This is a genomic window from Agromyces cerinus (assembly GCF_016907835.1).
Classification (GTDB): Bacteria; Actinomycetota; Actinomycetes; order Actinomycetales; family Microbacteriaceae; genus Agromyces; species Agromyces nitratus.
The window spans coordinates 871,411-892,212 of record NZ_JAFBCT010000001.1 but is presented as its reverse complement, the minus strand read 5'-3'; the positions used below and the strand labels follow the sequence as shown (position 1 = coordinate 892,212).

26 protein-coding genes and 1 tRNA gene are annotated in these 20,802 nt (G+C 70.3%); 9 read left to right on the top strand and 18 right to left on the bottom strand.

Annotation, left to right across the window (positions count from 1 at the left end):
- Nucleotides 1–45: 45 nt before the first annotated feature.
- Entirely contained in the window at nt 46–1,152 is a 1,107-nt protein-coding gene (gene prfB / locus JOE59_RS04045; protein ID WP_204459045.1) for a peptide chain release factor 2, read from the bottom strand.
- Nucleotides 1,153–1,221: 69 nt separating this feature from the next.
- Between prfB and JOE59_RS04040 the strand changes: the two genes are divergently transcribed.
- On the top strand, nt 1,222–2,517 hold the full coding sequence (locus tag JOE59_RS04040; protein ID WP_204459044.1) for an MFS transporter: 1,296 nt from the start codon (nt 1,222–1,224) through the stop codon (nt 2,515–2,517).
- Nucleotides 2,518–2,556: 39 nt separating this feature from the next.
- Here JOE59_RS04040 and JOE59_RS04035 read toward each other — a convergent pair whose 3' ends face one another.
- From JOE59_RS04035 to JOE59_RS03990, 10 genes are all read right to left on the bottom strand, one after another.
- A complete protein-coding gene (locus tag JOE59_RS04035; protein ID WP_204459043.1) occupies nt 2,557–2,859 on the bottom strand; it encodes a hypothetical protein in 303 nt (100 codons plus the stop codon).
- Entirely contained in the window at nt 2,856–3,254 is a 399-nt protein-coding gene (locus JOE59_RS04030) for a PPOX class F420-dependent oxidoreductase (protein WP_204459042.1), read from the bottom strand. The genes JOE59_RS04035 and JOE59_RS04030 overlap by 4 nt, the downstream gene beginning before the upstream one ends.
- Before the next feature lie 64 nt (nt 3,255–3,318).
- The gene (locus JOE59_RS04025; RefSeq protein ID WP_204459041.1) at nt 3,319–3,705 is read right to left on the bottom strand and encodes a hypothetical protein; all 387 of its coding nucleotides are present in this window, start codon (nt 3,703–3,705) and stop codon (nt 3,319–3,321) included.
- A gap of 23 nt (nt 3,706–3,728) precedes the next feature.
- A complete protein-coding gene (locus JOE59_RS04020; RefSeq protein WP_204463246.1) occupies nt 3,729–4,205 on the bottom strand; it encodes a pilus assembly protein TadG-related protein in 477 nt (158 codons plus the stop codon).
- Nucleotides 4,205–4,672, bottom strand: a complete 468-nt coding sequence (locus JOE59_RS04015; RefSeq protein ID WP_204459040.1) for a hypothetical protein — start codon at nt 4,670–4,672, stop codon at nt 4,205–4,207. Before JOE59_RS04015 ends, JOE59_RS04020 begins: the two co-directional genes overlap by 1 nt.
- Nucleotides 4,647–5,039 carry a TadE/TadG family type IV pilus assembly protein gene (locus JOE59_RS04010; RefSeq protein ID WP_204463245.1) on the bottom strand — a complete coding sequence of 131 codons (393 nt, stop codon included), beginning with the start codon at nt 5,037–5,039 and terminating at the stop codon, nt 4,647–4,649. Before JOE59_RS04010 ends, JOE59_RS04015 begins: the two co-directional genes overlap by 26 nt.
- 11 nt (nt 5,040–5,050) lie before the next feature.
- A complete protein-coding gene (locus JOE59_RS04005) occupies nt 5,051–5,218 on the bottom strand; it encodes a hypothetical protein (protein ID WP_204459039.1) in 168 nt (55 codons plus the stop codon).
- 54 nt (nt 5,219–5,272) lie between these two features.
- On the bottom strand, nt 5,273–6,226 hold the full coding sequence (locus JOE59_RS04000; RefSeq protein WP_204459038.1) for a type II secretion system F family protein: 954 nt from the start codon (nt 6,224–6,226) through the stop codon (nt 5,273–5,275).
- Entirely contained in the window at nt 6,214–7,080 is an 867-nt protein-coding gene (locus tag JOE59_RS03995; protein ID WP_204459037.1) for a type II secretion system F family protein, read from the bottom strand. The genes JOE59_RS04000 and JOE59_RS03995 overlap by 13 nt, the downstream gene beginning before the upstream one ends.
- Nucleotides 7,077–8,309: a TadA family conjugal transfer-associated ATPase gene (locus JOE59_RS03990; protein ID WP_239560092.1), complete on the bottom strand. Its 1,233-nt coding sequence runs from the start codon at nt 8,307–8,309 to the stop codon at nt 7,077–7,079. Before JOE59_RS03990 ends, JOE59_RS03995 begins: the two co-directional genes overlap by 4 nt.
- Before the next feature lie 141 nt (nt 8,310–8,450).
- Here JOE59_RS03990 and JOE59_RS03985 point away from each other — a divergent pair, with 141 nt between their 5' ends.
- The 3 genes from JOE59_RS03985 (at nt 8,451) to JOE59_RS03975 (ending at nt 10,053) form a co-directional block, all read left to right on the top strand.
- Entirely contained in the window at nt 8,451–9,728 is a 1,278-nt protein-coding gene (locus JOE59_RS03985; protein WP_204459035.1) for an acyltransferase family protein, read from the top strand.
- 15 nt (nt 9,729–9,743) lie between these two features.
- Nucleotides 9,744–9,825, top strand: a tRNA-Leu gene (locus JOE59_RS03980).
- A 78-nt stretch (nt 9,826–9,903) separates the two neighbouring features.
- A complete protein-coding gene (locus JOE59_RS03975) occupies nt 9,904–10,053 on the top strand; it encodes a hypothetical protein (RefSeq protein ID WP_204459034.1) in 150 nt (49 codons plus the stop codon).
- An 84-nt stretch (nt 10,054–10,137) separates the two neighbouring features.
- Here JOE59_RS03975 and JOE59_RS03970 read toward each other — a convergent pair whose 3' ends face one another.
- Nucleotides 10,138–11,004 (bottom strand): LLM class flavin-dependent oxidoreductase, encoded by an 867-nt coding sequence (locus tag JOE59_RS03970; RefSeq protein ID WP_204459033.1) that lies wholly within the window; start codon nt 11,002–11,004, stop codon nt 10,138–10,140.
- A gap of 120 nt (nt 11,005–11,124) precedes the next feature.
- Here JOE59_RS03970 and JOE59_RS03965 point away from each other — a divergent pair, with 120 nt between their 5' ends.
- Both JOE59_RS03965 and JOE59_RS03960 read left to right on the top strand, forming a co-directional pair.
- Nucleotides 11,125–11,778 carry a biliverdin-producing heme oxygenase gene (locus tag JOE59_RS03965; protein WP_204459032.1) on the top strand — a complete coding sequence of 218 codons (654 nt, stop codon included), beginning with the start codon at nt 11,125–11,127 and terminating at the stop codon, nt 11,776–11,778.
- 176 nt (nt 11,779–11,954) lie between these two features.
- Nucleotides 11,955–12,695, top strand: coding sequence for a DedA family protein (locus JOE59_RS03960; protein ID WP_204463244.1), 741 nt, complete (start codon nt 11,955–11,957; stop codon nt 12,693–12,695).
- A gap of 24 nt (nt 12,696–12,719) precedes the next feature.
- Here JOE59_RS03960 and JOE59_RS03955 read toward each other — a convergent pair whose 3' ends face one another.
- A complete protein-coding gene (locus JOE59_RS03955; protein WP_204459031.1) occupies nt 12,720–13,640 on the bottom strand; it encodes a cation diffusion facilitator family transporter in 921 nt (306 codons plus the stop codon).
- A gap of 124 nt (nt 13,641–13,764) precedes the next feature.
- A complete protein-coding gene (locus JOE59_RS03950) occupies nt 13,765–14,700 on the bottom strand; it encodes an NAD-dependent epimerase/dehydratase family protein (protein ID WP_204459030.1) in 936 nt (311 codons plus the stop codon).
- Between the two features lie 105 nt (nt 14,701–14,805).
- Here JOE59_RS03950 and JOE59_RS03945 point away from each other — a divergent pair, with 105 nt between their 5' ends.
- Entirely contained in the window at nt 14,806–15,723 is a 918-nt protein-coding gene (locus JOE59_RS03945; protein ID WP_204459029.1) for an RNA polymerase sigma-70 factor, read from the top strand.
- 8 nt (nt 15,724–15,731) lie between these two features.
- Here JOE59_RS03945 and JOE59_RS03940 read toward each other — a convergent pair whose 3' ends face one another.
- Genes JOE59_RS03940 through JOE59_RS03930 form a run of 3 tightly spaced genes read right to left on the bottom strand, consistent with a single transcriptional unit; the run spans nt 15,732 to nt 19,132 of the window.
- Entirely contained in the window at nt 15,732–17,225 is a 1,494-nt protein-coding gene (locus JOE59_RS03940) for a sensor histidine kinase (protein WP_204459028.1), read from the bottom strand.
- Nucleotides 17,226–17,253: 28 nt separating this feature from the next.
- Nucleotides 17,254–18,501 (bottom strand): CpaE/TadZ family protein, encoded by a 1,248-nt coding sequence (locus tag JOE59_RS03935; protein WP_204459027.1) that lies wholly within the window; start codon nt 18,499–18,501, stop codon nt 17,254–17,256.
- Nucleotide 18,502: 1 nt separating this feature from the next.
- Nucleotides 18,503–19,132 (bottom strand): SAF domain-containing protein, encoded by a 630-nt coding sequence (locus JOE59_RS03930; RefSeq protein WP_204459026.1) that lies wholly within the window; start codon nt 19,130–19,132, stop codon nt 18,503–18,505.
- A gap of 122 nt (nt 19,133–19,254) precedes the next feature.
- Between JOE59_RS03930 and JOE59_RS03925 the strand changes: the two genes are divergently transcribed.
- A complete protein-coding gene (locus tag JOE59_RS03925) occupies nt 19,255–19,548 on the top strand; it encodes a helix-turn-helix domain-containing protein (protein WP_179550591.1) in 294 nt (97 codons plus the stop codon).
- A 9-nt stretch (nt 19,549–19,557) separates the two neighbouring features.
- Here the strand turns inward: JOE59_RS03925 and JOE59_RS03920 are convergent, their stop codons facing one another.
- Entirely contained in the window at nt 19,558–20,157 is a 600-nt protein-coding gene (locus JOE59_RS03920) for a hypothetical protein (RefSeq protein ID WP_204459025.1), read from the bottom strand.
- A 184-nt stretch (nt 20,158–20,341) separates the two neighbouring features.
- Between JOE59_RS03920 and JOE59_RS03915 the strand changes: the two genes are divergently transcribed.
- Nucleotides 20,342–20,794: an Rv3235 family protein gene (locus JOE59_RS03915; protein ID WP_239560091.1), complete on the top strand. Its 453-nt coding sequence runs from the start codon at nt 20,342–20,344 to the stop codon at nt 20,792–20,794.
- Nucleotides 20,795–20,802: the final 8 nt, after the last annotated feature.

The window sequence follows — 20,802 nt, the reverse complement described above, 5'->3', positions numbered from 1 at the left end:
CGGCTCGGCCGGCCGGGGCCGGAGGCATCCGCTTCGTTCGGGTGTCTACTCGGTGGGGCGCTTCCGCCACTTGATGCCGGCGGCGATGAAGCCGTCGATGTCGCCGTCGAAGACATGGCTCGGGTTGCCGACCTCGTACTCGGTGCGGAGGTCCTTCACCATCTGGTACGGAGCGAGCACGTAGGAGCGCATCTGGTCGCCCCAGCTCGCGGTGATGTTGCCCGCGAGCTCCTTCTTCTGCGCCGCCTCCTGCTCCTTCTGGATGAGGAGGAGCCGCGACTGCAGCACGCGCATGGCGGCGGCACGGTTCTGGATCTGCGACTTCTCGTTCTGCATCGAGACGACCGTGCCGGTCGGGAGGTGCGTGATGCGCACGGCGGAGTCGGTCGTGTTGACCGACTGGCCGCCGGGGCCGCTCGAGCGGAAGACGTCGACGCGGATGTCGTTCTCGGGGATCTCGACCTCCTGCGCCTCCTCCATGAGCGGGATGACCTCGACGGCCGCGAAGCTCGTCTGGCGCTTGCCCGCCGCACCGAAGGGGCTCATGCGCACGAGGCGGTGCGTGCCGGCCTCGACGCTCAGGGTGCCGAAGGCGTAGGGCGCGTCGATCTCGAACGTCGCCGACTTGATGCCCGCTTCTTCGGCGTAGCTCGTGTCCATGACGGTCGCCTTGTAGCCGTGCTTCTCAGCCCAGCGCAGGTACATGCGCATGAGCATCTCGGCGAAATCGGCGGCGTCGACGCCGCCGGCACCCGCGCGGATGGTGATGACCGCGGGGCGGTCGTCCCATTCGCCGTCGAGCAGCGTCTGCACCTCGAGGTCGCCGATCGCCTTCTGCAACGACTCGAGCTCGGTGCGGGCCTCTGCGGCGCTGTCTTCGTCGCCCATCTCGTTGGCGAGCTCGATGAGCACCTCGAGGTCGTCGAGTCGCGAGTCGATGCTCGTGACGCGGGCGAGCTCCGACTGACGGTGGCTGAGCGCGCTGGTCACCTTCTGCGCATTCGCGGTGTCGTCCCAGAGATCGGGCACGCCGGCCTCTTCTGAGAGCCGTTCGATGTCGGCTTTGATGGCGTCGACGTCGACGACTGCGCGGATGTCGCTGAAGGTGGAGCGCAGCGCGGCGATCTCCTGCGAGAGGTCAAGATCCAACATGGCGTCCCCAGCCTACGCGAGTCCCCCGCCCGCACGGTGCACCGCCCGCGCGGGTGTAGCGTCGAATCGATGACCGATTCCGCGCCCCGATTCTCGTGGCGCTCGATCATCCTCCCGGTCTACCTGCCGACCCTCGTCTTCTCGCTCGGCGAGGGCGCGATGATCCCCATCGTGCCGCTCGTGGCGACCGAGCGCGGCGCCTCGCTCGCTCTCGCCGGCCTCATCGCCGCGATGCTCATGGTCGGCGAGCTCGCCGGCGACCTGCCGGCCGGATGGCTCGTCGCCCGCATCGGCGAACGCAACGCGATGATCGGGGCGGCGATGCTCGCCGTCATCGGCGTGCTCATCGCCATCGTCTCCCCCACGCTGCCCGCCCTCGCCATCGGCGTCTTCCTCCTGGGCCTCGCGACGGCCGTGTTCGGGCTCGCACGGCACGCGTTCCTCACGAGCTACGTGCCGGTGCGCACTCGGGCGCGGGCGCTCTCGACGCTCGGCGGGGTGTTCCGAGCGGGCTGGGCCGTCGGCCCGTTCGCCGCCGCCGCGATCATCGCGTCGACCGGGTCGAGCGAGTCCGTCTTCTGGGTGCTCGTCGTGGCGTGCTTCGCCGTGATCGGCGTGCTCGTGCTGCTGCCCGACCCCGAGCGCGTGTTCGGTGCGGCGAGGCTCGCGCGCGAGGCATCCGCCGCTTCTGCCGCGACGGCGACGGATGCCTCGGGCGCCCCGCTCACCGCTGGCGAGGCGGAGGCGGCGGCCGAGTCGTCGCCGAGCGTGTTCCGCGCGATCCGCGAGAACCGCGGGGTGCTCGCCCGCATCGGCACCGGGGTGGGGCTGCTCGCCGCGGTGCGCGTCAGCCGCACGGTCGTGCTGCCGCTCTGGTCGGTCTCGATCGGCATGCCCGCCGAGCAGGCCGCCCTCGTGATCGGCATCTCGGGCACCATCGACTTCGCGCTCTTCTACGCGAGCGGGCAGATCATGGACCGCTTCGGGCGGCTCTGGAGTGCGATCCCCGGGCTGCTCGGCATGGCGGTCGGGCACATCGCGCTCGCGTTCACCCACGACCTGCCGTCGAACGCCGTCTGGTTCACAGTCATCGCCGTCTGGCTCGGCCTCGCGAACGGCGTCACGAGCGGCATCATCATGACCCTCGGCGCCGACCTCGCGCCGAAGCAGAACCCCGCGCCGTTCCTCGGCGCGTTCCGCATGATCGGCGACACCGGCGGCGCCGGAGCACCGCTCATGATCGCGGCGGTGACGTCGATCGCGTCGATCATGGCGGCGAATGTCGCCGTCGGCGTGCTCGGGCTGGTCGGCGCGGCGATGCTGTGGCGGTGGATTCCCCGTTACGTGCCGCACCGGCGGCGCTGAGGCGCCGGCGCCCGGCTCAGCCGCTGCTGAAACGCCGGCTCAGCTCACCGGCGCGCCGTACGAGAGCACGACGAGGATCAGCTGGAAGAGGAACACGAAGCCTCCGACGGCCACGGCGCCGATCCACAGCCACCCGGCCACGAGGGTCGGGTCCTTCTTCACCTCGCGCCGGCCGCGGAGCCCCAGCACGACGGCGAGCGCCGACAGCGGCAGCGAGGCGAGCGCCGGGGTCAGCAGCGCGAGCGCGGCGAGCACGACCGCGATGATCGCGAGCCACGCGTAGCGGCGGCCGTCGGCCCGCCCCGACCCGCTGCCGCCTCCGCGCCCAGCACTACCGCTCATCGCCCGTTGACCTTCTCGATCGCCATGACGAGCACGACCCGGTCGGCCTTGTCGGCGGGCGCCTGCTCGTGCGGGTTGCCGTAGCGCTTGCCGAGCCGCACGTACATGGCGCCCTCGGGGTCGGGCAGCGCCTCGACGAGACGGCCGCGCACCTCGACGTACTTGAGCGGGTTCTCGGGGTCGGTCATCTCGAGCGTCATGCGCGGGTCGGCCTGGAGGTTCTTGAACTTCGCGCGCTTCGACGTGTGCGTGAAGCGGATCGTCTGCGTGTCGGGGTCGAACTCGAACCACATGGGGTTCACCTGCACCTCGCCGTTCGGCCGCACGGTGCCGAGGTGGGCGAACACGGGCGCGGAGAGGATGCGGGCGAAGTGGTCTGAGATCTCGACGGTCATGCCTCCAGTCAATCGCACGTCGCCGGTTCGGCGGAACTCATGAGGCGACACCGCGACCGGAGTGTCAGCCTCGTGCCGGGAGCGCGCGCAACGCGACGGCCTGGCTCGTGGCGAACAGCGCGATGTCGATGGCGACTGCCAGCACGGCGACGACGATCAGCACGGATGCCGCAGCCCCCGAGACGAGGCCGACCGCGAGAGCGGCGAGCACGTTGGCGATCATGACGAGGCCGAGCGCTCGTCGCAGGGGCAATCGGGAGAGCATCCACAGCACGCCGCCCGCCCAGACGACCACCGCGACTCCTGCCGCAGCGATCACGAGCGGGGGCAGTGCGACCCCTTGGGCGATCCACCCGGCGCCCACCGCCACGGCCGTTCCCAGCACGGCGCAGTACGCGGCATCGATGCGCAGGCTCCATCGCCCGAACCGGTCACCGTTGATCCGTCGCAAATCGCCCCCCTCGCTTCTCACGACTAGTGGAACACAGAACGCGCCGTCGCCGTCACCTCGATCGGCACCGAGACCGGCAGCAGTTCGGAGTGGATGGGCGCGTACCAGACCGCGCGCACGGTGATCGTGGCGCTCTGGCCGTCAGCGGATGTCGCGCGCACGAGCTCGACATCGTGCAGGTCGTGCACCGCGTCGGCGAGGTAGGCATCGGCGGCATCGCCCACCTCGGAGTCGTCGAGCTCCAGCGAGAGGTGGTCGCCCTCGACCTGCACGTCGTCGAGACTCCATGCCTCGGCCGCGGCGAGCGCGGCACCGTCGGCGAGGGTGAACAGTCGCTTCCGTTCCAGGTAGAGCGAGGTCGCCGACACGACGACCATGATGAGCGAGAGCCCGAGCACGCAGTAGAAGATCGTCAGCAGCAGCGTGGAGCCATGCTCGTCGCGGTCCCAGTCGGAGTCGGAGTCGGGGCCGGCCGCGGGGCATGAGCGACTGCGGCGCATCACGGGCCGCTCCCGGCACCGTCGCGGCCCGCGGCGAAGCGCGAGACCGTCTGCGTCGCGCTCGCCTCGAGCGGCACGCTCGCCGCCTGATGGAGCGCGAGCACGTCGGGCACCAGCGGCAGGGTCACGTTGGCGGTCACCGAGACCCGCACGCGCTCGCCCGGAGCCAGGCAGTCGCCTGACGGCGAGCACGACACCGAGACGGATGCCGCATCGGCATCGACTCCGTAGTCGTCGAGGGCGACGAACACGGCACGCTGCACCGCGGCATCCGCTGAGCCCGCATCGACCGCCTGCACGGCGACCCTCGCGGCCTGCCGTGCTGCGCCCTCGACGGCCAGGGCACCGCCTTGGATCGCCGACATCGCGAGCACGAGGTAGACGAGCGGCACGAGCAGAATCATGCCGACCGTCAGGAACTCGAGCGAGGCGGAGCCCTCGTCATTCGAGAGTCTCGAGCGCAGCATGCCCGGTCACCTCCAGTGCACGGTCGATACCGAGGAGTCCGATGACGGGCAGCGGAGCGCGCACCGTCACCGAGACCATGCCGATACCGTCGACCGTGCTGACGCCGGCTTCGATGTCGTCGGCGTAGTCAGTTGAGACGGCCATGCCGATGAGCTCTCGGGTGCGCGCGATGCCCGCCTCCTCGCTCGATCCGGCGAGCGCGGCATGGCGTGCGCCCTCAGCTGCGGCGTCGAGCACGGTGTTTCGCACGTGGAGGGCGAGCGCGAGCTGGATGACCGCCAGCGCGAGCACGGTCAGCAGGATGCCGACGAGCGTGAACTCCGCGACCGCCGATCCGCGTTCCTCGCGGGCGAGACGACGGAGCAGAGTTCGCCGGCTCAGACGCCGAGCACGCGGCTGATCGCCTGATCGAACACGCCCGACAGCGCCGGACCGGCGAGGCCCCAGATCACGATCACGAGCCCCGCGGTCATGAGCGTGATCAGCACCCAGCCGGGCACGTCGCCGCGTTCGTCCTCGAACCGCCGCTTCATCAGGTCGCTCATGTGATTTCCTTTCGTCGGAGCACGGAGCCGTGCAGTCGGTGCGGTCGCGAGCCATCAGAAGCCCGCTTGCAATACGAGATAGCCGGGGAACAAGGCGAATGCGATCGTCACCGGAAGGATCAGGAAGATGAGTGGAACGAGCATCGCGACCTCCTTGCGGCCGGCCTGCTCGATGATCGTGCGCTTGGCCTCTTCACGCGCGTCGCCGGCCTGGGACCTGAGGACGGACGAGAGCGGAGCGCCTCGCTCGAGTGCGCCGAGCACCTGATCGAGCGCTCGCGAGAGCGCGGGATGGTCGAGGTCGTCGCGGAGCCTGGCGAGCGCCTGCCCGAGCGGCACACCGGTGCCGACCGCGGCGACGGTCGCCGCGAACTCCGTCGGCAGCACCCCGGCACCGTTGCCGAGACGTGCCACGCGGCGGATCGCGTCGAGCATGCCCTCGCCGGCGGTGAGGCTCAGCGTGAGGAATTCCAGCACCGTCGGCAGCTCGGCCGAGATGCGCGCGAGCCGGCGGCGAGCGGCACGCTGCAGCACCCAGTCGCGCACGATGACGCCGAGCGCCGCGGCGAGGAACGGCATCGCGATGCGCACGATCATAGGGAGTGCGCTGAAGGACGGGGCGACGATCGCCATCGTCGCACCGATCGCGAAGGCACCGGCGCCCCAGACGAGCTGCTCGCCGCGGAAACGCTCGACCGACGCCGTCGACCCTGCTTGTCGCAGGCGTCGAGCGATTGTGTCGGCGCCGCCGAGCCATTCGGAGGCGACGGTGCGCACGGCACGAACGATCGGCCTCGCGAAGAGCCCGAGCACCGGCGTCGGGTCTGCGGGGCGATGCGCGAGCAGCGAGCGGGCCTCGACCGAGATGTCGGCGACGTACGGCGCGACGCGCTCGATGAGCCGCGGGCGGCCGATGCGCGGCACGGCCGACACGACGAGCCAGAGTCCGAGTCCGAGCACCGCGCCGCAGAGGATCGCAAGCGCGGGCACGCTGTTCAGTGGAACCATCGGCGCTCCTCTGGGAGGCGGCCCAGCGCGACCATCGCCTGATACGCCACGATGGTCACCACCACGCCCGCGATGATCAGCGCCGCACCGGCCGCGGAGTCGTAGGCGACGATGGCCTCGGGGCGGGATGCGAGGACGACGAGCAGGAGCCACGGCGCCGCGACGCCGAGGCGGGCGGCGTTTCTGATCCACGACTGCCGCGCGACGACCTCGGCTCGAAGCGCCGCGTCTTCGCGCAGGTAGCCCGAGAGCCCCCGCAGCACCGCGGTCACGTCGCTGCCACCGACCTCCCTGGCCATGCGGAGCGTCTCGAGGATGCGGTCGGCGACCGGATCTGCGAGTGCACCCTTCAACCGGTCGAGGCACGCGCCGAAGTTGCCCGTGCGTCGGTACTCGTCATCGAACGCCGCGAATGCGGCTCTCGTCGACGACGGCCCGAGTTCGGCCAGCGCACCGATGCTGTCGGGCAGCGACATGCCGGCGCGCACCGACGATACGAGATGGTCGACCACGTCGGGCCAGACCGCGCGATTGGATGCCCGCCGCCGGGTGGCTCTGGCACGAACGACGAGCGGTACGAGTGCGGCGCCCAGCAGCGTCGCCACGACCGTGAGCACTGGCACGAGGAAGATCGCGTGGGCGATGGCGCCCGCCAGGAGCGCGAGGAGTGCTGCAACGATGACGATCACCGCGATCGGCGCACCGGCGAGACCCGCGAGCGCGAGTTCGTCGGCGACCCGGCTCGATGTCGCCCTGCTGCGGGAGGGCTCGGCCTTCGCCGGCCAGAGGAACGGCGAGACGGTGAGCAGCACGCCGAGCCCGAGCAGGGCGCCGTAGACGAGTCCGCTGCTCATCGAGCCGCCGCCGAGAGCACGATGTCGGGATCGAGACCCGCGGCGCGGTACTTCTCGAGTCGTCGCGGAGCCGCGCCCGTCGCGACCAGCACGCCATCGCGGGTGACGAAGAGCGCCTCCGCGTCGACGGATGCCCCGGTGCATCCGCCGGTCGGCGCCGCGATCTCGGCGACGCGTCGGTGGCCGTCGCGATCGATCGCGAGGTGCACGACGAGATCGATGCAGCTCGCGACCGTGGGCACGACGAACGCGGAGTCGATGTTGCGACCCGCGAGCAGCGGCAGGGTGCACAGCTTCGCGAGCGCGTCGCGCGCCGAATTGGCATGGATCGTGCACATGCCGGGAAGCCCCGAGTTGAGGGCGATGAGCAGGTCGAGGCTCTCCGCCTCACGCACCTCGCCGACGATGAGTCGGTCGGGTCGCATGCGGAGCGCCTCCTTGATGAGGCGTCGCAAGGTGATCTCGCCGGTGCCTTCGAGACTCGGCTGACGGCACTGCAGGGCGACCAGGTCGCGCACGTCGAGGTCGAGTTCGAAGGTCTCCTCGACCGTCACCACGCGATCGCCCGTGCGCGCCCCCGAGATGAGCGCGTTCAGCATCGTCGTCTTGCCGGTGTGCGTGGCGCCCGACACGAGGATGTTGGCCCCGGCGAGCACGCTCATGCGCAGGAATTCGGAGGCGTGCGGCGTGAGCGAACCGAGTTCGACGAGCGCGGCGAGCGACTTGATGCGGCGTTGGAACTTGCGGATGTTCACCGACCAGTGCGCTCGAGCCACGTCGGGAATGGCCACGTGCAGTCGCGAACCGTCGGGCAGGGTGGCATCGACGAACGGCGACGAGAGGTCGACGCGTCGACCCGAGTGCTGCAACATCCGCTCGACGAGCTCTCGCACCTCGCGATCCGACAGCACGACGGTCGTGAGCTCCGCGACGCCGTGTCGCGCGACGAACACCTTCGTCGGTGCGTTGATCCAGATCTCCTCGACCGCCGGGTCCTCGAAGAACGGCTGCAGCGGCCCGTACCCGGTGATCGAAGCCAGGACCTCACGCGTCGTGCCGAGCTCGTCGCCGAGCTGGGCATGCGCCCCCGAGAGTGCACGCTCGCTGTAGCGCCGCACCTCTTCATGCGTGTACCGGGCCGCCGCCGAGTCGTCGCGCGCGAGATCGACGCCGTCGCGCAGCACTCGCGTGCGCACCCGGTCGGCGATGGTGCGCACGGGATCGGTCATGCGCACCATCATGCGATGCAGCGGACACCTCGCCCCGAAGTTATCCACAAGCCCGCGATGGCCGCGGACACGGGTGACGCCACCTGCACCGGAACCGCCCCGCCGGCTCACTAGAATCGGCTGACCCGAACCGGAGGCAGCATGAGCATTTCACTCGACTCGGAGGTCGCGCGCGCGGCCATCGCGAAGCGCGATCTCGTCGTCGATCTCTCGCGCGTCGCGTGCGTGCTGCTCGTGGTGGTCATCCATCTGCTCATGATCGGCGTCGGCATCGGGCCCGACGGGGCGATCATCGCGTCGCGCCCGCTCGAGGCCCAGCCCTGGTTCGCCGCTGCCACGTGGGCGGGCCAGATCATGCCGCTGTTCTTCGCGCTCGGCGGATTCACGGCGCTCACCGCGTGGCGCAGTCTCGAACGACGCGGCGGCGACCAGGTCGACTTCGTGCGGGGCCGCGTGCTGCGGCTCGCCCGACCGGCGCTGCCGCTCTTCCTCTTCTTCTCGGTCGCCCTCGGCGCCGCGACACTCGCCGGCGTCGATGCCGCGCTGCTCGACACGGTGGCGACGGGCGCCGGCAGCCCCCTCTGGTTCCTCGGCGCGTTCCTGCTCGCGCAGTCGTTCGCCCCCTTGATGCTGCGGCTGCACGAGACCGCACCCGCCCGCACCATGCTCGTGCTCTTCGCGGGCGCCGTGGCGGTCGATGCCGCGCGCATCGCCACCGGCATCGACGAGATCGGGCTCGCGAACCTCGTCTTCGTCTGGTTCTTCGTGCAGCAGCTCGGATTCTGGTACTCCGACGGATGGTTCAGGGCTCGCCGCCCCGTGCAGCTGCTCGGCCTCGTCGTGCTCGCCTATGCGGTGCTCGCGGGGGTCGTCGCTGCGGGCTGGTACTCCCCCGACATGCTCGTGAACCTCAACCCGCCGACCGTGCCGCTCGCGCTGCTGGGCATCGCCCAGGTGAGCCTGCTCACCCTCGTGCACCGCCCGCTCGCCGCCCTCATGCGAGGCAAGCGCATGCAGGCGGGCGTGTTCTTCCTCGGCGCCCGCGCCATGACGATCTACCTCTGGCACCTGCCGGTGATCATCGCGGTGGCCGGCATCGCCCTGCTCGTTCCTGCCCTGTCGCCCGCCCCGGGCAGCGCCGCCTGGTGGGCGACGCGACTGATCGTGTTCGTCGTCGTGCTGGCGCTCGTGCTGCTCGTCTCGATGCCGCTCTCGCGGTTCGAGACTGCATCGACGGCCATTCCCGAGGGCTTCCGGCGTCCGGATGCCGCGGCGACATGGACGGCGATGGCGCTCACCCTGCTCCCCGCATTCGCCGTCATGCAGCTCTTCCTCGATCTGCCGATCGCCCTGATGGGCGCCGTTTCGCTCTCGATCGCCCTCTGGCTGCTCCGAAGCCGACGCCCGCGAAACGCCTAGACTGATCGGGCACTCGCGGGAGTGGTGAAATCGGCAGACACGCAGGATTTAGGTTCCTGTGCCTTCGGGCGTGTGGGTTCAAGTCCCACCTTCCGCACGCGATGGCGCGAAATCCTGCCGAAGGGTCGGCTGTCGCGCTAGCGTCGAAGCACAGACGTTTCAGGAGGAACACATCATGACCGATTTCGTCGACCCGCTCGAAGAGCCGCTGAGCCTCGACCGCGACCCCAACCGGCCCGAGTCGCTCGACCCCGACATCAGCGAGGAATGGGTCGAGTACGACGCCGACGGCAACGAGATCAAGAAGGACGACGCCTCGTCCTGAGTCTTCCCGGAGACGGCTGAGCGGTCAGCGGCGCTGACCGCTCAGTCGAAGCCGAAGAGCTGACCGCTCAGTCGATGCCGATGGTCAGACCGACGGCGGCCCCGCCGCGATGCGCGCCCGCGCGTACGCCTCGATGCGTTCGGCGGGCACCGACCAGTCGGACTCGAGCCACCACGTCGCACCCGCCTCGGCCCACGGCTGCACAATGGCGGCGTCGGCCGCGGCATCCATGCCACTCGTCGTGCCTTCTTGGATCACGTCGAACGGCCGGTCGCCGAGCCCCAGACGCTCGCGCTCGGCGCGGATCCAGGCGATCGCCTCTGCTGCGATCTCGGGGGTGAAGAGGCGCGACTGCTCATCGGCACTCTCGGGCGAATTGCCCGGCGGCGCGTAGTTGGGGATCCACCCGTCGTACCGGGCGACCCGGCGCATCGACTTCGGGCGCGGCCACAGCCCCACCACCCACGTCGGGATGCGGGGCTCCTGCACGATCGCGGGCGGCAGCATCGAGTCGGTGCGCTTCGCCCGGTAATGCTCCCCCTCGAATTCGAACGGCTCGGCCCGCCACAGTTGCTGCATGAGCTCGAGCGACTCGTCGAGCAACTCTGCGCGGTGCTTGCGCCCGGGGTCGTCTTCGAAGGTCCAGAAGCGCGGCTCGGCCTCGGAGACGCCGAGACCCGCCGAGAGGATGACCCGCCCGCCCGAGAGCCGGTCGACCGTCATGGTCTGCCCGGCGAGCTCCCAGGGTCGTCGGCGCGGCACCGGCGTCAGCATGGTGCCGAGCTTGATGCGGTCGGTGACCATGGCGGCGGCCGCGAGCGTCGCCCACGGATCGGTCGCCCAGATGCCCTCCCAGACGAAGAAGCCGTGCCACCCGGATTCCTCGGCGAGCCCTGCCAGCTCGACCGCGAGGTTCGGATCACTGCCCGTGTAGATGAATCCGTATCGCATTCGATCGAATGTACGGGCGACCACCGACATCCGTTCGCGTCCTCGTGCGACGAACACCGAGCGCCGTTCAGCATCGCCCCCTATGATGTAAGGCATACCTAACTTACGAAGGGTCGCCCCATGACGATCGCCCCCACTGCCCCGGCCCGCACCGACGCCGAGCCCCTCGACGTCGCTGCGCTCGTGCGCGCGGCTTCCGCTGACGACCACAAGGCCGCAGAGTCCCGTGGCTACATCGTGCAGCTCATGGGCGGCGAGCTCTCGCTCGAGGAGTACACGCGCTACCTCGCCCAGTTCGGTTGGGTCTACGAGGCGCTCGAAGAGCGCGGCAGCCGCGACGGCGACCCGGCGGTCTTCGATCCCGAGCTCGCCCGCATGGCCGCGATCGAGGCCGACCTCGCCGCGCTCGGGGCCGCTGACTGGCGCACCTCGCACCCCGCCCTGCCCGCGACCGTCGAGTATGCCGCCCACCTGCGGTCGGTCTCCGACGACGACGTGCGTTACCTCGCGCACCACTACACGCGCTACCTCGGCGACCTCTCGGGCGGCCAGGCCATCGCCCGGCTGGTGGCACGCCACTACGGCGCCACCCCCGAGCAGCTGAGCTTCTACCGCTTCGACATCGCCGAAGACGGGGTCGTCCGTTACAAGCGCGGCTACCGCGAGGCGATGAACGATCTCGCACTGGCTCCCGAACAGGTCGATGTGCTCATCGCCGAGGTCCGCACCTCGTTCCGCATGAACAGCGCGATCTTCGAGGCGCTCTCCGCCTGACCCCGCCCGGTCGATTCACCGGCATTCGTGACGCCCGGCTCACCCGATGGGGTGAGCCGGGCGTCATACTCCAGGCGGATGCCGCTTGCAAACGCCCTCGGTAGACTGCAACGAAACCACGCCGCTGCTGACCCGGCAATCGCCGTGTCTCGACGACGACAGGAGATCCCGCAGTGATCCACACCTCGCTCATCCCGTGGCTCGACCCCGAGACGATCATCTCGGGCGCCGGCCCCTGGGCGCTCGTCGTCGTCTGCGCGATCGTGTTCGCCGAGACCGGCCTGCTGGTCGGATTCCTGCTGCCCGGCGACACCCTGCTCGTGATCTCGGGCCTGCTCACCCACACCTCGCTCGTCTTCGGCGTCGACATCTGGTGGGTGTGCCTCGCCATCGGCATCGCGGCGTTCATCGGCGGTGAAGTGGGCTACCTCATCGGCCACAAGTTCGGGCCAAGCGTCTTCGAACGCAAGGAGTCCGGCCTCTTCAGCGTCAAGAACGTCGAACGCACGAACGCGTTCTTCGAGCGCTTCGGCGCCCTCGCGATCATCCTCGCCCGCTTCGTGCCGATCGTGCGCACCTTCGCCCCGGTCGCCGCCGGCGTCGGGCACATGAACTACAAGAAGTACACGCTGTACAACCTCATCGGCGCGCTCATCTGGGGTGCCGGCCTCACCTACTTCGGCTACCTCATCGGCTACATCCCGCCGATCGCCGACTTCGTCAAGGAGTACATCGACCTGATCCTGCTCGCCGCGGTCGGCGGCACTGCCGTCATCACGCTCTGGCACTACCTGCGCGAGCGGTCGAAGGCGAAGAAGGCCGAGCGGGCGGGCGAAGACGTCATCACCGACGAGACCGAGGCTGAGCAGCTCGTGCTCGACCCCGAGGTCTTCGAGCGCGGCCCCGAAGAGAAGTAGCCGGTCGTCGGGCGCTTCGCAGCGTCACGGATGCTGCGGCTGCTCCCGTTCCGCCCGGCCGGCCGGCTCGAGCTGGAACGTCGAGTGCTCGACGTCGAAGTGTTCGCTGAGGCATCCGCCGAGCTCGTCGAGCAGTTCGCCCGTGCGCCCGGAGGCGAACACCTCGGGCTCGACCTCGACGTGCGCACTGAACACGTGCGAGCCCGACGTGATCGCCCACACGTGCACATCGTGCACCGCCACGACGCCCTCGGTGCGCAGGATGTGCGCCCGGATCTCGGCGACGTCGGTGTCGGCCGGGGCCGACTCGAAGAGCACTCGGGCGACGTCGCGGAGCAGCGAGAGCGCCCGCGGCACGATGAGCGCGGCGATCAGGAGCGACGCGATCGGGTCGGCGGCATCCCAGCCCGTGAAGACGATCACGAGTGCCGCCGCGATGACCAGCGCAGAGCCGATCAGGTCGCCGAGCACCTCGAGGTACGCACCGCGGAGGTTGATCGAGTCCTTCGCCCCGCCGCGCAGCACGAGCATCGCCGCGACGTTCGCCACGAGGCCGATGGCGGCCACGACGAGCATCGGCACGCCCTGCACCTCGTGCGCCTCGCCTTCGGCTCCGCTCATGAGTCGGCCGACGGCACTGATCGCGACCGAGACCGCGACGACGACGAGGATCACGCCGTTCACCAGCGCCCCGAAGACCTCGGCGCGCCGATACCCGTAGGTCTGGCGATCGGTTGCGGGCCGAGCCGCGACGAAGGCGGCGACGAGGGCGACGACGAGACCGATGAGGTCGCTCGCCATGTGCCCCGCGTCGGCGAGCAGTGCCAGTGAACCGCTGAAGGCGGCACCGATCACCTGCACGACGAGGAAGGCGCCGATGATCGCGATGGCGATCCAGAGTCTGGTGCGGTTCGCGGTTGCTGCGTGATCGTGATCGTGTGCCATGTCACAACCAGCGTAGGCCGGGAATCGGCGATCGGCCGTAGATAGGAATGAGTCGCGTTCTCAGCCGTGCGGCCTGCCGTGCGGCCCGGCCGGGACGCCGGCCGGGCGCACTCAACTCGTCGGCTCAGCCGAGCCCGGCGCGGAACCCCTCCCGCCAGCTCGGCCAGCTCGGAGTCCACCCGAGTTCGCGCTTCGCCTTCGCGTTCGACGCCCCTCGCGCCTTCGTCATCATCGAGACGCCGTGTTCGCCGATGAGCGGCTTCGCCACCCAGGCCGGCACGTGCATCGGCGGCTTCGCGCCGATCGCCTCGGCGAGCGCCGGCAGCCATTCGGAGACCGTGGCCGGTTCGTCGTCGACGATGTTGTAGACGCCGGCATCGCCCCGAAGCACCGCGGCAGCGGTCGCGGATGCCGCGTCGTCGATGTGGCAGAACGAGGTGATCCCCGTGCCCCCTCCCACGAGCGGGAGCTTGCCGGCCTCGAGCATCGTCACCATCTCGCCGCCGCGTCCGAGCGCCTGCCCGGGGCCGTACAGCGCCCCGTAGCGCAGGGCGAGTCCCCCGGCGCCGGCCGTCGCCTCCTCGACGTAGCGGATCGCGGCGAGCGACTCCGTCGAGGCGGCCGTCGGAGTGGGGTCGAGCGGGTCCTCCTCGGTCTTCACCGCACCGCCGGTGCGTTCGTACGGCCAGCCGGCGTAGCTCTGCGCGATGAAGCGCACGCCGCCCACCTCGGCACCCGCGGCCAACAGGTGATCGGTGCCTCGTGTGCGCAGTTCGTTCGTCGTTGCGAAGGTGCGATCGAAGTGCTTGAGGTCCGAGACCCCTCCTCCGAGCGCGGTCAGCTCGTGCACGATCACGTCGGGCCGAGCCTCCAGCACGGCAGCGCGCACGGATGCCGCGTCGAGCCCGTCCATCACGAGACCGTGCGCCCCGGTCGCATCGATTGCGGCCACCCGTTCCTGCGCGGTCGTCGTGCCGAACACCTCGTGACCGTCGGCCAGCAGCAGCGGCACGAGCTTCGTTCCGATGGCGCCCGTGGCGCCGGCGATGAATACACGCATCTCCATCTCCCTCTCTCTCACCACCTCCGACGAGGATGCCACCGCATCTGTGACACCGCATCCGACGCGCTGCGACCCCGACGTCAGCTGTGCCATCCTCGAGGAATGGCGATCACCGGTGAGACGCAGAAGGCCCTCCGACCCCTCATGTTCTCCATCGCCTATCGCATGCTCGGAAGCGTGGCCGACGCGGAGGACGTCGTGCAGGACGCCTACCTGCGCCTGCACGAACGGGAGATCGCCGGCGAGGAGATCCGAAATCCCGATGCCTTCGCCGTCACGGTCACGACGAGGCTCGCCATCGACGTGCTGCGCTCAGCGCGGCGCAACCGCGAGGTCTACGTCGGTCCCTGGATGCCGGAGCCGCTGCCCGACGACGACGCCGATCCCGCCCATCGCATCGAGCGCGACGAGACGCTCTCGTTCGCCTTCCTCGCCGTGCTCGAGCGACTCGGCCCCGTGGAGCGGGCGGTGTTCCTGTTGCGAGAGGTGTTCGCGTACGACTACCGCGACATCGGCGAGATCGTCGATCGCGACGAGGCGGCGTGCCGCCAGATCCTGCACCGGGCGAAGGCCCGCGTCGCCGAACGGCGGCCGCGATTCGACGGCGTCGACGAACGCGACTCAGCGCTCGCCGACGCGTTCTTCGCCGCGCTCGAGGCGGGCGACGTCGACGGTCTCATCGAACGTCTCGCCGACGACGTGGTGTTCTACGGTGACGGCGGCGGCCGGGCGCCCGCCATCCAGCACCCCATGCACGGCGCGGTCGCCGTGGCGCGATTCCTCGCCGGACTCGTTCGACGCGGAGCACAGGCCGGCGTGCGATTCGAGCTGCGTTCCGTGAACGGCAGCCCCGCGCTGTGGGTCCGCGGTCCCGACGGCGCGCTGCTGAGCGTGCTGATGGTGGAGTTCGCCGATGGCGCGGCACAAGTCATCGCGAACCAGTTGAACCCCGAGAAGCTCGCGCATCTCGGGCCGATCGGCGACCTCTACGCGCTCTTCGGCGGCCGCGCCGGGGCGTGACAGCTCGATCAGGCCGGCGCGATCCAGCGCAGCGGCACCTCGATCGTGACCTCGGTGCCGCGGCCGACGACCGTGTGCCAGTCGATCGTGCCGCTCAGCTCGCCCTGGATGAGGGTCCGCACGATCTGCGTGCCGAGCCCCTCGCCGACCTTGCCCTCGGGCAGGCCGGAGCCGGTGTCGCGCACGGTCACGGTCAGCGTCGTCTGCGAGCGATCGGCCGAGATCTCGACGTCGCCCTCCTGGCCCGCGAGCCCGTGCTCGACGGCGTTCGTGACGAGCTCGGTCAGCGCGAGCGCGAGCGGCGTCGCGTACTCGCTCGGCAGCACGCCGAACGAACCCGAGCGCTTGGGGTGGGCCGTCGTGTTGTGCGCTGCAGCGACCTCGGCGACCAGCAGCAGTGTGCGGTCGAACACCGCATCGAAGTCGACGTTCTGCGACAGCCCTTCGGAGAGGGTGTCGTGCACGACGGCGATCGCACCGACGCGGCGCATGGCCTGCGTGAGCGCCTCCCGCGCCTCGTCGGAGTGCGTGCGACGCGCCTGGATGCGCAGCAGCGACGCCACGGTCTGCAGGTTGTTCTTCACCCGGTGGTGGATCTCGCGGATCGTCGCGTCCTTGGTGATGAGCTCCTGCTCCTGGTGGCGCAGCTCGGTGACGTCGCGGCTCAGCACGATCGCACCGATGCGCTCACCGCGGTGCCGGATCGGGATCGCGCGGAGCGAGACCGTGACACCGCGCGACTCGACGTCGGTGCGCCACGGGGCGCGGCCGGTCACGACGAGCGGGAGCGACTCGTCGACGACGAGCTTGCCGGCGAGCAGCCGGGTCGTCACCTCGGCGAGGGACTCGCCCTCGAGCTCGTCGTCGAAGCCCATGCGGTTGAACGCGGAGAGGGCGTTCGGGCTCGCGAACGTCGTGATGCCGTCGACGTCGAGGCGGATGAGGCCGTCGGAGGCGCGTGGGGCGCCGCGGCGCGGCCCGGTCGGAGCGCCGAGATCGGGGAAGTCGCCCGACGCGATCATCTGGAAGAGCTCTTCGGCGCACTCGTTGAACGTGAGCTCCTGCCGGCTCGGCGTGCGCGTGGCACCGAGGTTGGTGTGCCGAGTGATCACGGCCACCGGTTCGGGTGCGACGCTCGTGCCGGTCGTCGTGAGACGCCGCATGACGGGCACGGCGCGCACGCGGGTGGGCATCTCCTCGTACCAGTCGGGGGCGGATGAATCCACGATGCGTGCGGTCGAATAGGCCTGGCCCACGAGTTCGCGCCACTGCGGCTTGATCTCCTGGCCGACGAAGTCGCGATAGAAGAGCGTCGCGGCGCTCGACGGCCGGGCATGGGCGACGGCGACGAACGCGTCGTCACCGGAGGGCACCCACAGCACGATGTCGGCGAACGCGAGATCGGCGAGCAACTGCAGGTCGCCGACGAGCATGTGCAGCCAGTCGACATCGGCCTGACTGCTGCGGCCCTGGGCGAGGACGAGATCACTGAGGGTCGACACCGTTCAAGCGTACTGCCAGGGCGGAGTCTCAGCCGGTCGCAGCCCGCCGCAGCGTCGGAATCGCGAAGCCGCGGCGACGCGACGGCTCGGGCGTCGGGAGCAGCGCCTCGAATGCGTAGTCGCGGATCGCCATGCGCAGCGGGGACCTGGGCGCGGCGTCGCGCAGCGTGCGAGCGGTGAGGATCGCGGCATCGGTCGCCTTGGAATCGTGCGGCAGCAGGGTCGCTTCACTCAGTCCGCCGAACCGGCGCAGCGTCTGGCGCACCTGAGCGTGGGCGTCGATGCCGAGCGCGCTCGTGCGAACGCGGTTCACGACGACGTCGACCCGATCGGGATCCACGAGGTCGACGAGCTCGACGTGCCCTCGGAGCAGCCGGGACAGGCCGACCGGGTCGGCGAGACCGACCGCGACGACGCGATCGGCGGCCGCGAGCGCCGCGAACGTCGCTGCATTGCGGCGCGGCGCGAATTGATCGCTCGTCAGCTCCTCGTCATGTTCGAGGCTGAAGCCCGTGTCGACGACCACGTACTCGACCCAAGCCCGCATCGCCTCGATCGCGGCCGTCACCCGGTCACGAGCGAGCTCGGGCCACCGACTCGGCCCGACGAGGCCCGTGAACACGTTGAACGCCGCACGGGGTGCGGAGTACCGCTGGGCGATGCGCTCGAGCTCGACGCGGTCGAGCGCATCTGCGCCGGCCAGTCGGCAGGCCGACGCGAACCCGGGTGCCTCGTCGAGCAGGCCGAGCACCGGCGCGATCGCGCCGCCGTACGGGTCGCCGTCGACGAGCGCGACGGTATGGCCGGCGGCGGCGATCTCCGCGGCGAGGTTCACGGCGACGGTGCTGCGGCCGGGGGCGCCGCCCGGCCCCCAGACGGCGATGACGGATGCCGCGCGCTCCTGCTTCACGGGCAGCTCCCCCACGCGCGACGGCACCGGGACTCCCCCGCTCACAAGGGGTTCGATGTCGGTCCACGGCGCCTCGTGGTCGACGACCTCGTGCAGTCCGAGTTGCGAGGCGTGGGCGCGCTCGGCGTCGGTCGCGGCGAGCGCGATCAGTCGGATGCCACGCTCGTCGCACCCTGCCAGCAGCTCGGCGCTCAGCGTGCCGCGGGCGGCGCCGACGAGCGCGACGTCGGGGCCGAGCACGTCGAGGCTTTCGAGCAGGTCGCGCCAGCCCGCCAGTCTGGCGACGATCGCGTGACCGTGCTCGACGATGTCGGCGATGATGCGATCCTCGGTGGTGTCGTCGAGCGCGAGCGCGAGGCGTGCCATGTCATTCTCCCGACGCGCGTGCGGGCACGAGGTCGATCGCGTCGCCGGACGCGAGCGCCCCGAGCAGCGCCGCGACCTTCTCGCGGGGAACCAGCACCTCGACGGAGGTGCCCGCTGACGAGACCATTCCCTCGCTCTCGATGACGCCGGCGATCTCGGCGCCCGCCACGAGCACGGTGGGCGGTTCGTAGCCGCCGCCCTCCATCTCGGCTGCGGTCCAGACGTCGACGCGCGTTCCGGAGGTGACGTCGGCGGGAAGCGGACCCCTGCTCGGCACGACGACGGTCGCGAGTCCGGCGCGGTCGGTCGCATCGACGGAGGCGTCGGGCACGATCTCGCCGGCCTCGATCGTTCGTGCCACGACGAGCCCGCCCTCGGGGAACTCCCCCGCCACCAGATAGTGCTGTGCGCTCGCACCGAGACGCACGGACTCGGTGCCGAGGTCATCGACCTGGATGCGCGTGCCCGAGGCCAGCGTGTCACGGGCGACGTAGACCTCGACGCCGTCGTCGAGTCCCGACACGAGGGTCCAGACACCGAATGTCGACCCGGCGATGAGGACGATGCCGATGATCAGGCGCGGGTCGAGCCGGACCGCGCCCCGCTCGCCCCGGTCGCGACGTGTCGTCATGTGGGTTCCCTTCGGAGAGGCGCCGGGTCGCGCCGGCGTCTATCGTCACCCGAAGCACCGACACGGTCCCGAAGTTATCCACAATCGCCCCGGCCGACCCGCGACCGGTCGATAATCAAGACATGACCTCTCCAGGTTCGGGCGACGAGATCGGCCGGTTCCTCACGCTCGCAGACGCGGCCGAGATCCTCGCCGTCGACGTCGCGGCGGTCGACGAGCTGATCCGATCCGGTGAGCTGCCCGCGATCCGCGTCGGCACCGCGGGGCCATGGCGCATCGAGCGGCTGCAGCTCGAGGTCTGGATCGAGCTCCAGTACGAGGAGACGCGAAAGTTCTCGGCCTGGAACCAGGGTGAGTTCTCGAACATCGCCGAGCTCTCGGGCGCCCGCACCGGGCGACTCCGGCCGGTCGACTGACGGGGTCTGTCAGCGGAAGTCGACGACCAGGAGCCGCGAGAGCGGCACGATGCGATACCCGTGCACCGCGCTGTCGCGGCGCGGCCGGTCGGCGTCGTGCAGCGCCAGGTCGAGATGGTCCCGTGCGACCCGGTCGATGGTGCCGTGGCACTCTCCATCGATGGTGCTGACGCGCACGGGGGTTCGCCGACGACAGAGGTCGCGGAGCACGAAGGGCAGGCCGATGCGTTCGGCGATGCGAGCGGATGCCTCGGGCACCGGCTCGAGGCTCGGCTCCAACTGCGCCCGAGTGGGGAGCACCGCCGCGATCGCCGCGATGGGCACGACGCAGTGGAGCAGCTTGCTCGCGGGTTCGGCCGACCGGCCGCTGACCCAGTCGCGGCCGAAGGCCTGCGGGCGGAGCGAGAGGATCCGCCCGCCGTGCAGCTCGATCCGTACGAAGGCGCCGGGGTCGTCGGGGTCGGATCGCGCGATCCCCGAGAGTCGGTCGCGCAGGGTCAGTCGGCTGAGGCGGAGGCGCTCCTCCTCGATCGCGAGCGCCCGCTCCTCGTCGCGCTGCTCCTGATCGATCTGCGACTCGAGGTCGTCGAAGAGCAGGTCCCAGCGCATGCAGCGACGCTACATGGCGACCTCCCGATTCCGAAACGTTATCCACAGGCGGGGAAATCGCTTGACACCGATCCGGAGACTCACCTACGGTTCACACAGGAATCACCCGATGTCCCCCACTCGGGGGTGATCCTGTCGCTCGGTCGAGAGGCCCTGCGAGCCACTCCTCCCCCATGGAGCACAGATGACCGCACGCGACGCGATCGGCGCCCGAACCGCCGTGAATCGCAGCTCGACGGCGCGCCTGCTCGGTGACGACGACGAGTTCTTCGCCCGGCAACCCGCACGCCGCACCGAACTGCCCGACCCCGAGCCGCTCCTGCGCAGCCTCACCCATTGCATCATCGAGGCGCTCGCGGGTGCCCGAGATCTCGAGCAGCTCGCGAGGTGGGTCGACGACGACGTCTACCGCAACCTCTCGAAGCGGGTCGTGCTCGCGGCCCGTGCCCGACGCGCCAAGGGTCAGGCCCCGCAGCGGCCCGCATTCTCAGTCGGGCGGGTTCACATGTACGAGCCGACCGACGGCGTCATCGAGGCCGTCGTGATGGTGCACCAGCGGGCCCGCTCTCGAGCTGTCGCGATCCGCATCGAGGGCTTCGACCAACGCTGGCGCGCGAGCGCGATCGGCGTGCTCTGATTCCACTG

Coding starts and splice junctions, on each gene's coding strand:
- prfB (WP_204459045.1), bottom strand. CDS start 1,152: ATGTTGGATCTTGACCTCTCGCAGGAGATCGCCGCGCTGCGCTCCACC.
- JOE59_RS04040 (WP_204459044.1), top strand. CDS start 1,222: ATGACCGATTCCGCGCCCCGATTCTCGTGGCGCTCGATCATCCTCCCG.
- JOE59_RS04035 (WP_204459043.1), bottom strand. CDS start 2,859: ATGAGCGGTAGTGCTGGGCGCGGAGGCGGCAGCGGGTCGGGGCGGGCC.
- JOE59_RS04030 (WP_204459042.1), bottom strand. CDS start 3,254: ATGACCGTCGAGATCTCAGACCACTTCGCCCGCATCCTCTCCGCGCCC.
- JOE59_RS04020 (WP_204463246.1), bottom strand. CDS start 4,205: ATGCGCCGCAGTCGCTCATGCCCCGCGGCCGGCCCCGACTCCGACTCC.
- JOE59_RS04015 (WP_204459040.1), bottom strand. CDS start 4,672: ATGCTGCGCTCGAGACTCTCGAATGACGAGGGCTCCGCCTCGCTCGAG.
- JOE59_RS04005 (WP_204459039.1), bottom strand. CDS start 5,218: ATGAGCGACCTGATGAAGCGGCGGTTCGAGGACGAACGCGGCGACGTG.
- JOE59_RS04000 (WP_204459038.1), bottom strand. CDS start 6,226: ATGGTTCCACTGAACAGCGTGCCCGCGCTTGCGATCCTCTGCGGCGCG.
- JOE59_RS03995 (WP_204459037.1), bottom strand. CDS start 7,080: ATGAGCAGCGGACTCGTCTACGGCGCCCTGCTCGGGCTCGGCGTGCTG.
- JOE59_RS03990 (WP_239560092.1), bottom strand. CDS start 8,309: ATGACCGATCCCGTGCGCACCATCGCCGACCGGGTGCGCACGCGAGTG.
- JOE59_RS03985 (WP_204459035.1), top strand. CDS start 8,451: ATGAGCATTTCACTCGACTCGGAGGTCGCGCGCGCGGCCATCGCGAAG.
- JOE59_RS03975 (WP_204459034.1), top strand. CDS start 9,904: ATGACCGATTTCGTCGACCCGCTCGAAGAGCCGCTGAGCCTCGACCGC.
- JOE59_RS03970 (WP_204459033.1), bottom strand. CDS start 11,004: ATGCGATACGGATTCATCTACACGGGCAGTGATCCGAACCTCGCGGTC.
- JOE59_RS03965 (WP_204459032.1), top strand. CDS start 11,125: ATGACGATCGCCCCCACTGCCCCGGCCCGCACCGACGCCGAGCCCCTC.
- JOE59_RS03955 (WP_204459031.1), bottom strand. CDS start 13,640: ATGGCACACGATCACGATCACGCAGCAACCGCGAACCGCACCAGACTC.
- JOE59_RS03950 (WP_204459030.1), bottom strand. CDS start 14,700: ATGCGTGTATTCATCGCCGGCGCCACGGGCGCCATCGGAACGAAGCTC.
- JOE59_RS03945 (WP_204459029.1), top strand. CDS start 14,806: ATGGCGATCACCGGTGAGACGCAGAAGGCCCTCCGACCCCTCATGTTC.
- JOE59_RS03935 (WP_204459027.1), bottom strand. CDS start 18,501: ATGGCACGCCTCGCGCTCGCGCTCGACGACACCACCGAGGATCGCATC.
- JOE59_RS03930 (WP_204459026.1), bottom strand. CDS start 19,132: ATGACGACACGTCGCGACCGGGGCGAGCGGGGCGCGGTCCGGCTCGAC.
- JOE59_RS03925 (WP_179550591.1), top strand. CDS start 19,255: ATGACCTCTCCAGGTTCGGGCGACGAGATCGGCCGGTTCCTCACGCTC.
- JOE59_RS03920 (WP_204459025.1), bottom strand. CDS start 20,157: ATGCGCTGGGACCTGCTCTTCGACGACCTCGAGTCGCAGATCGATCAG.
- JOE59_RS03915 (WP_239560091.1), top strand. CDS start 20,342: ATGACCGCACGCGACGCGATCGGCGCCCGAACCGCCGTGAATCGCAGC.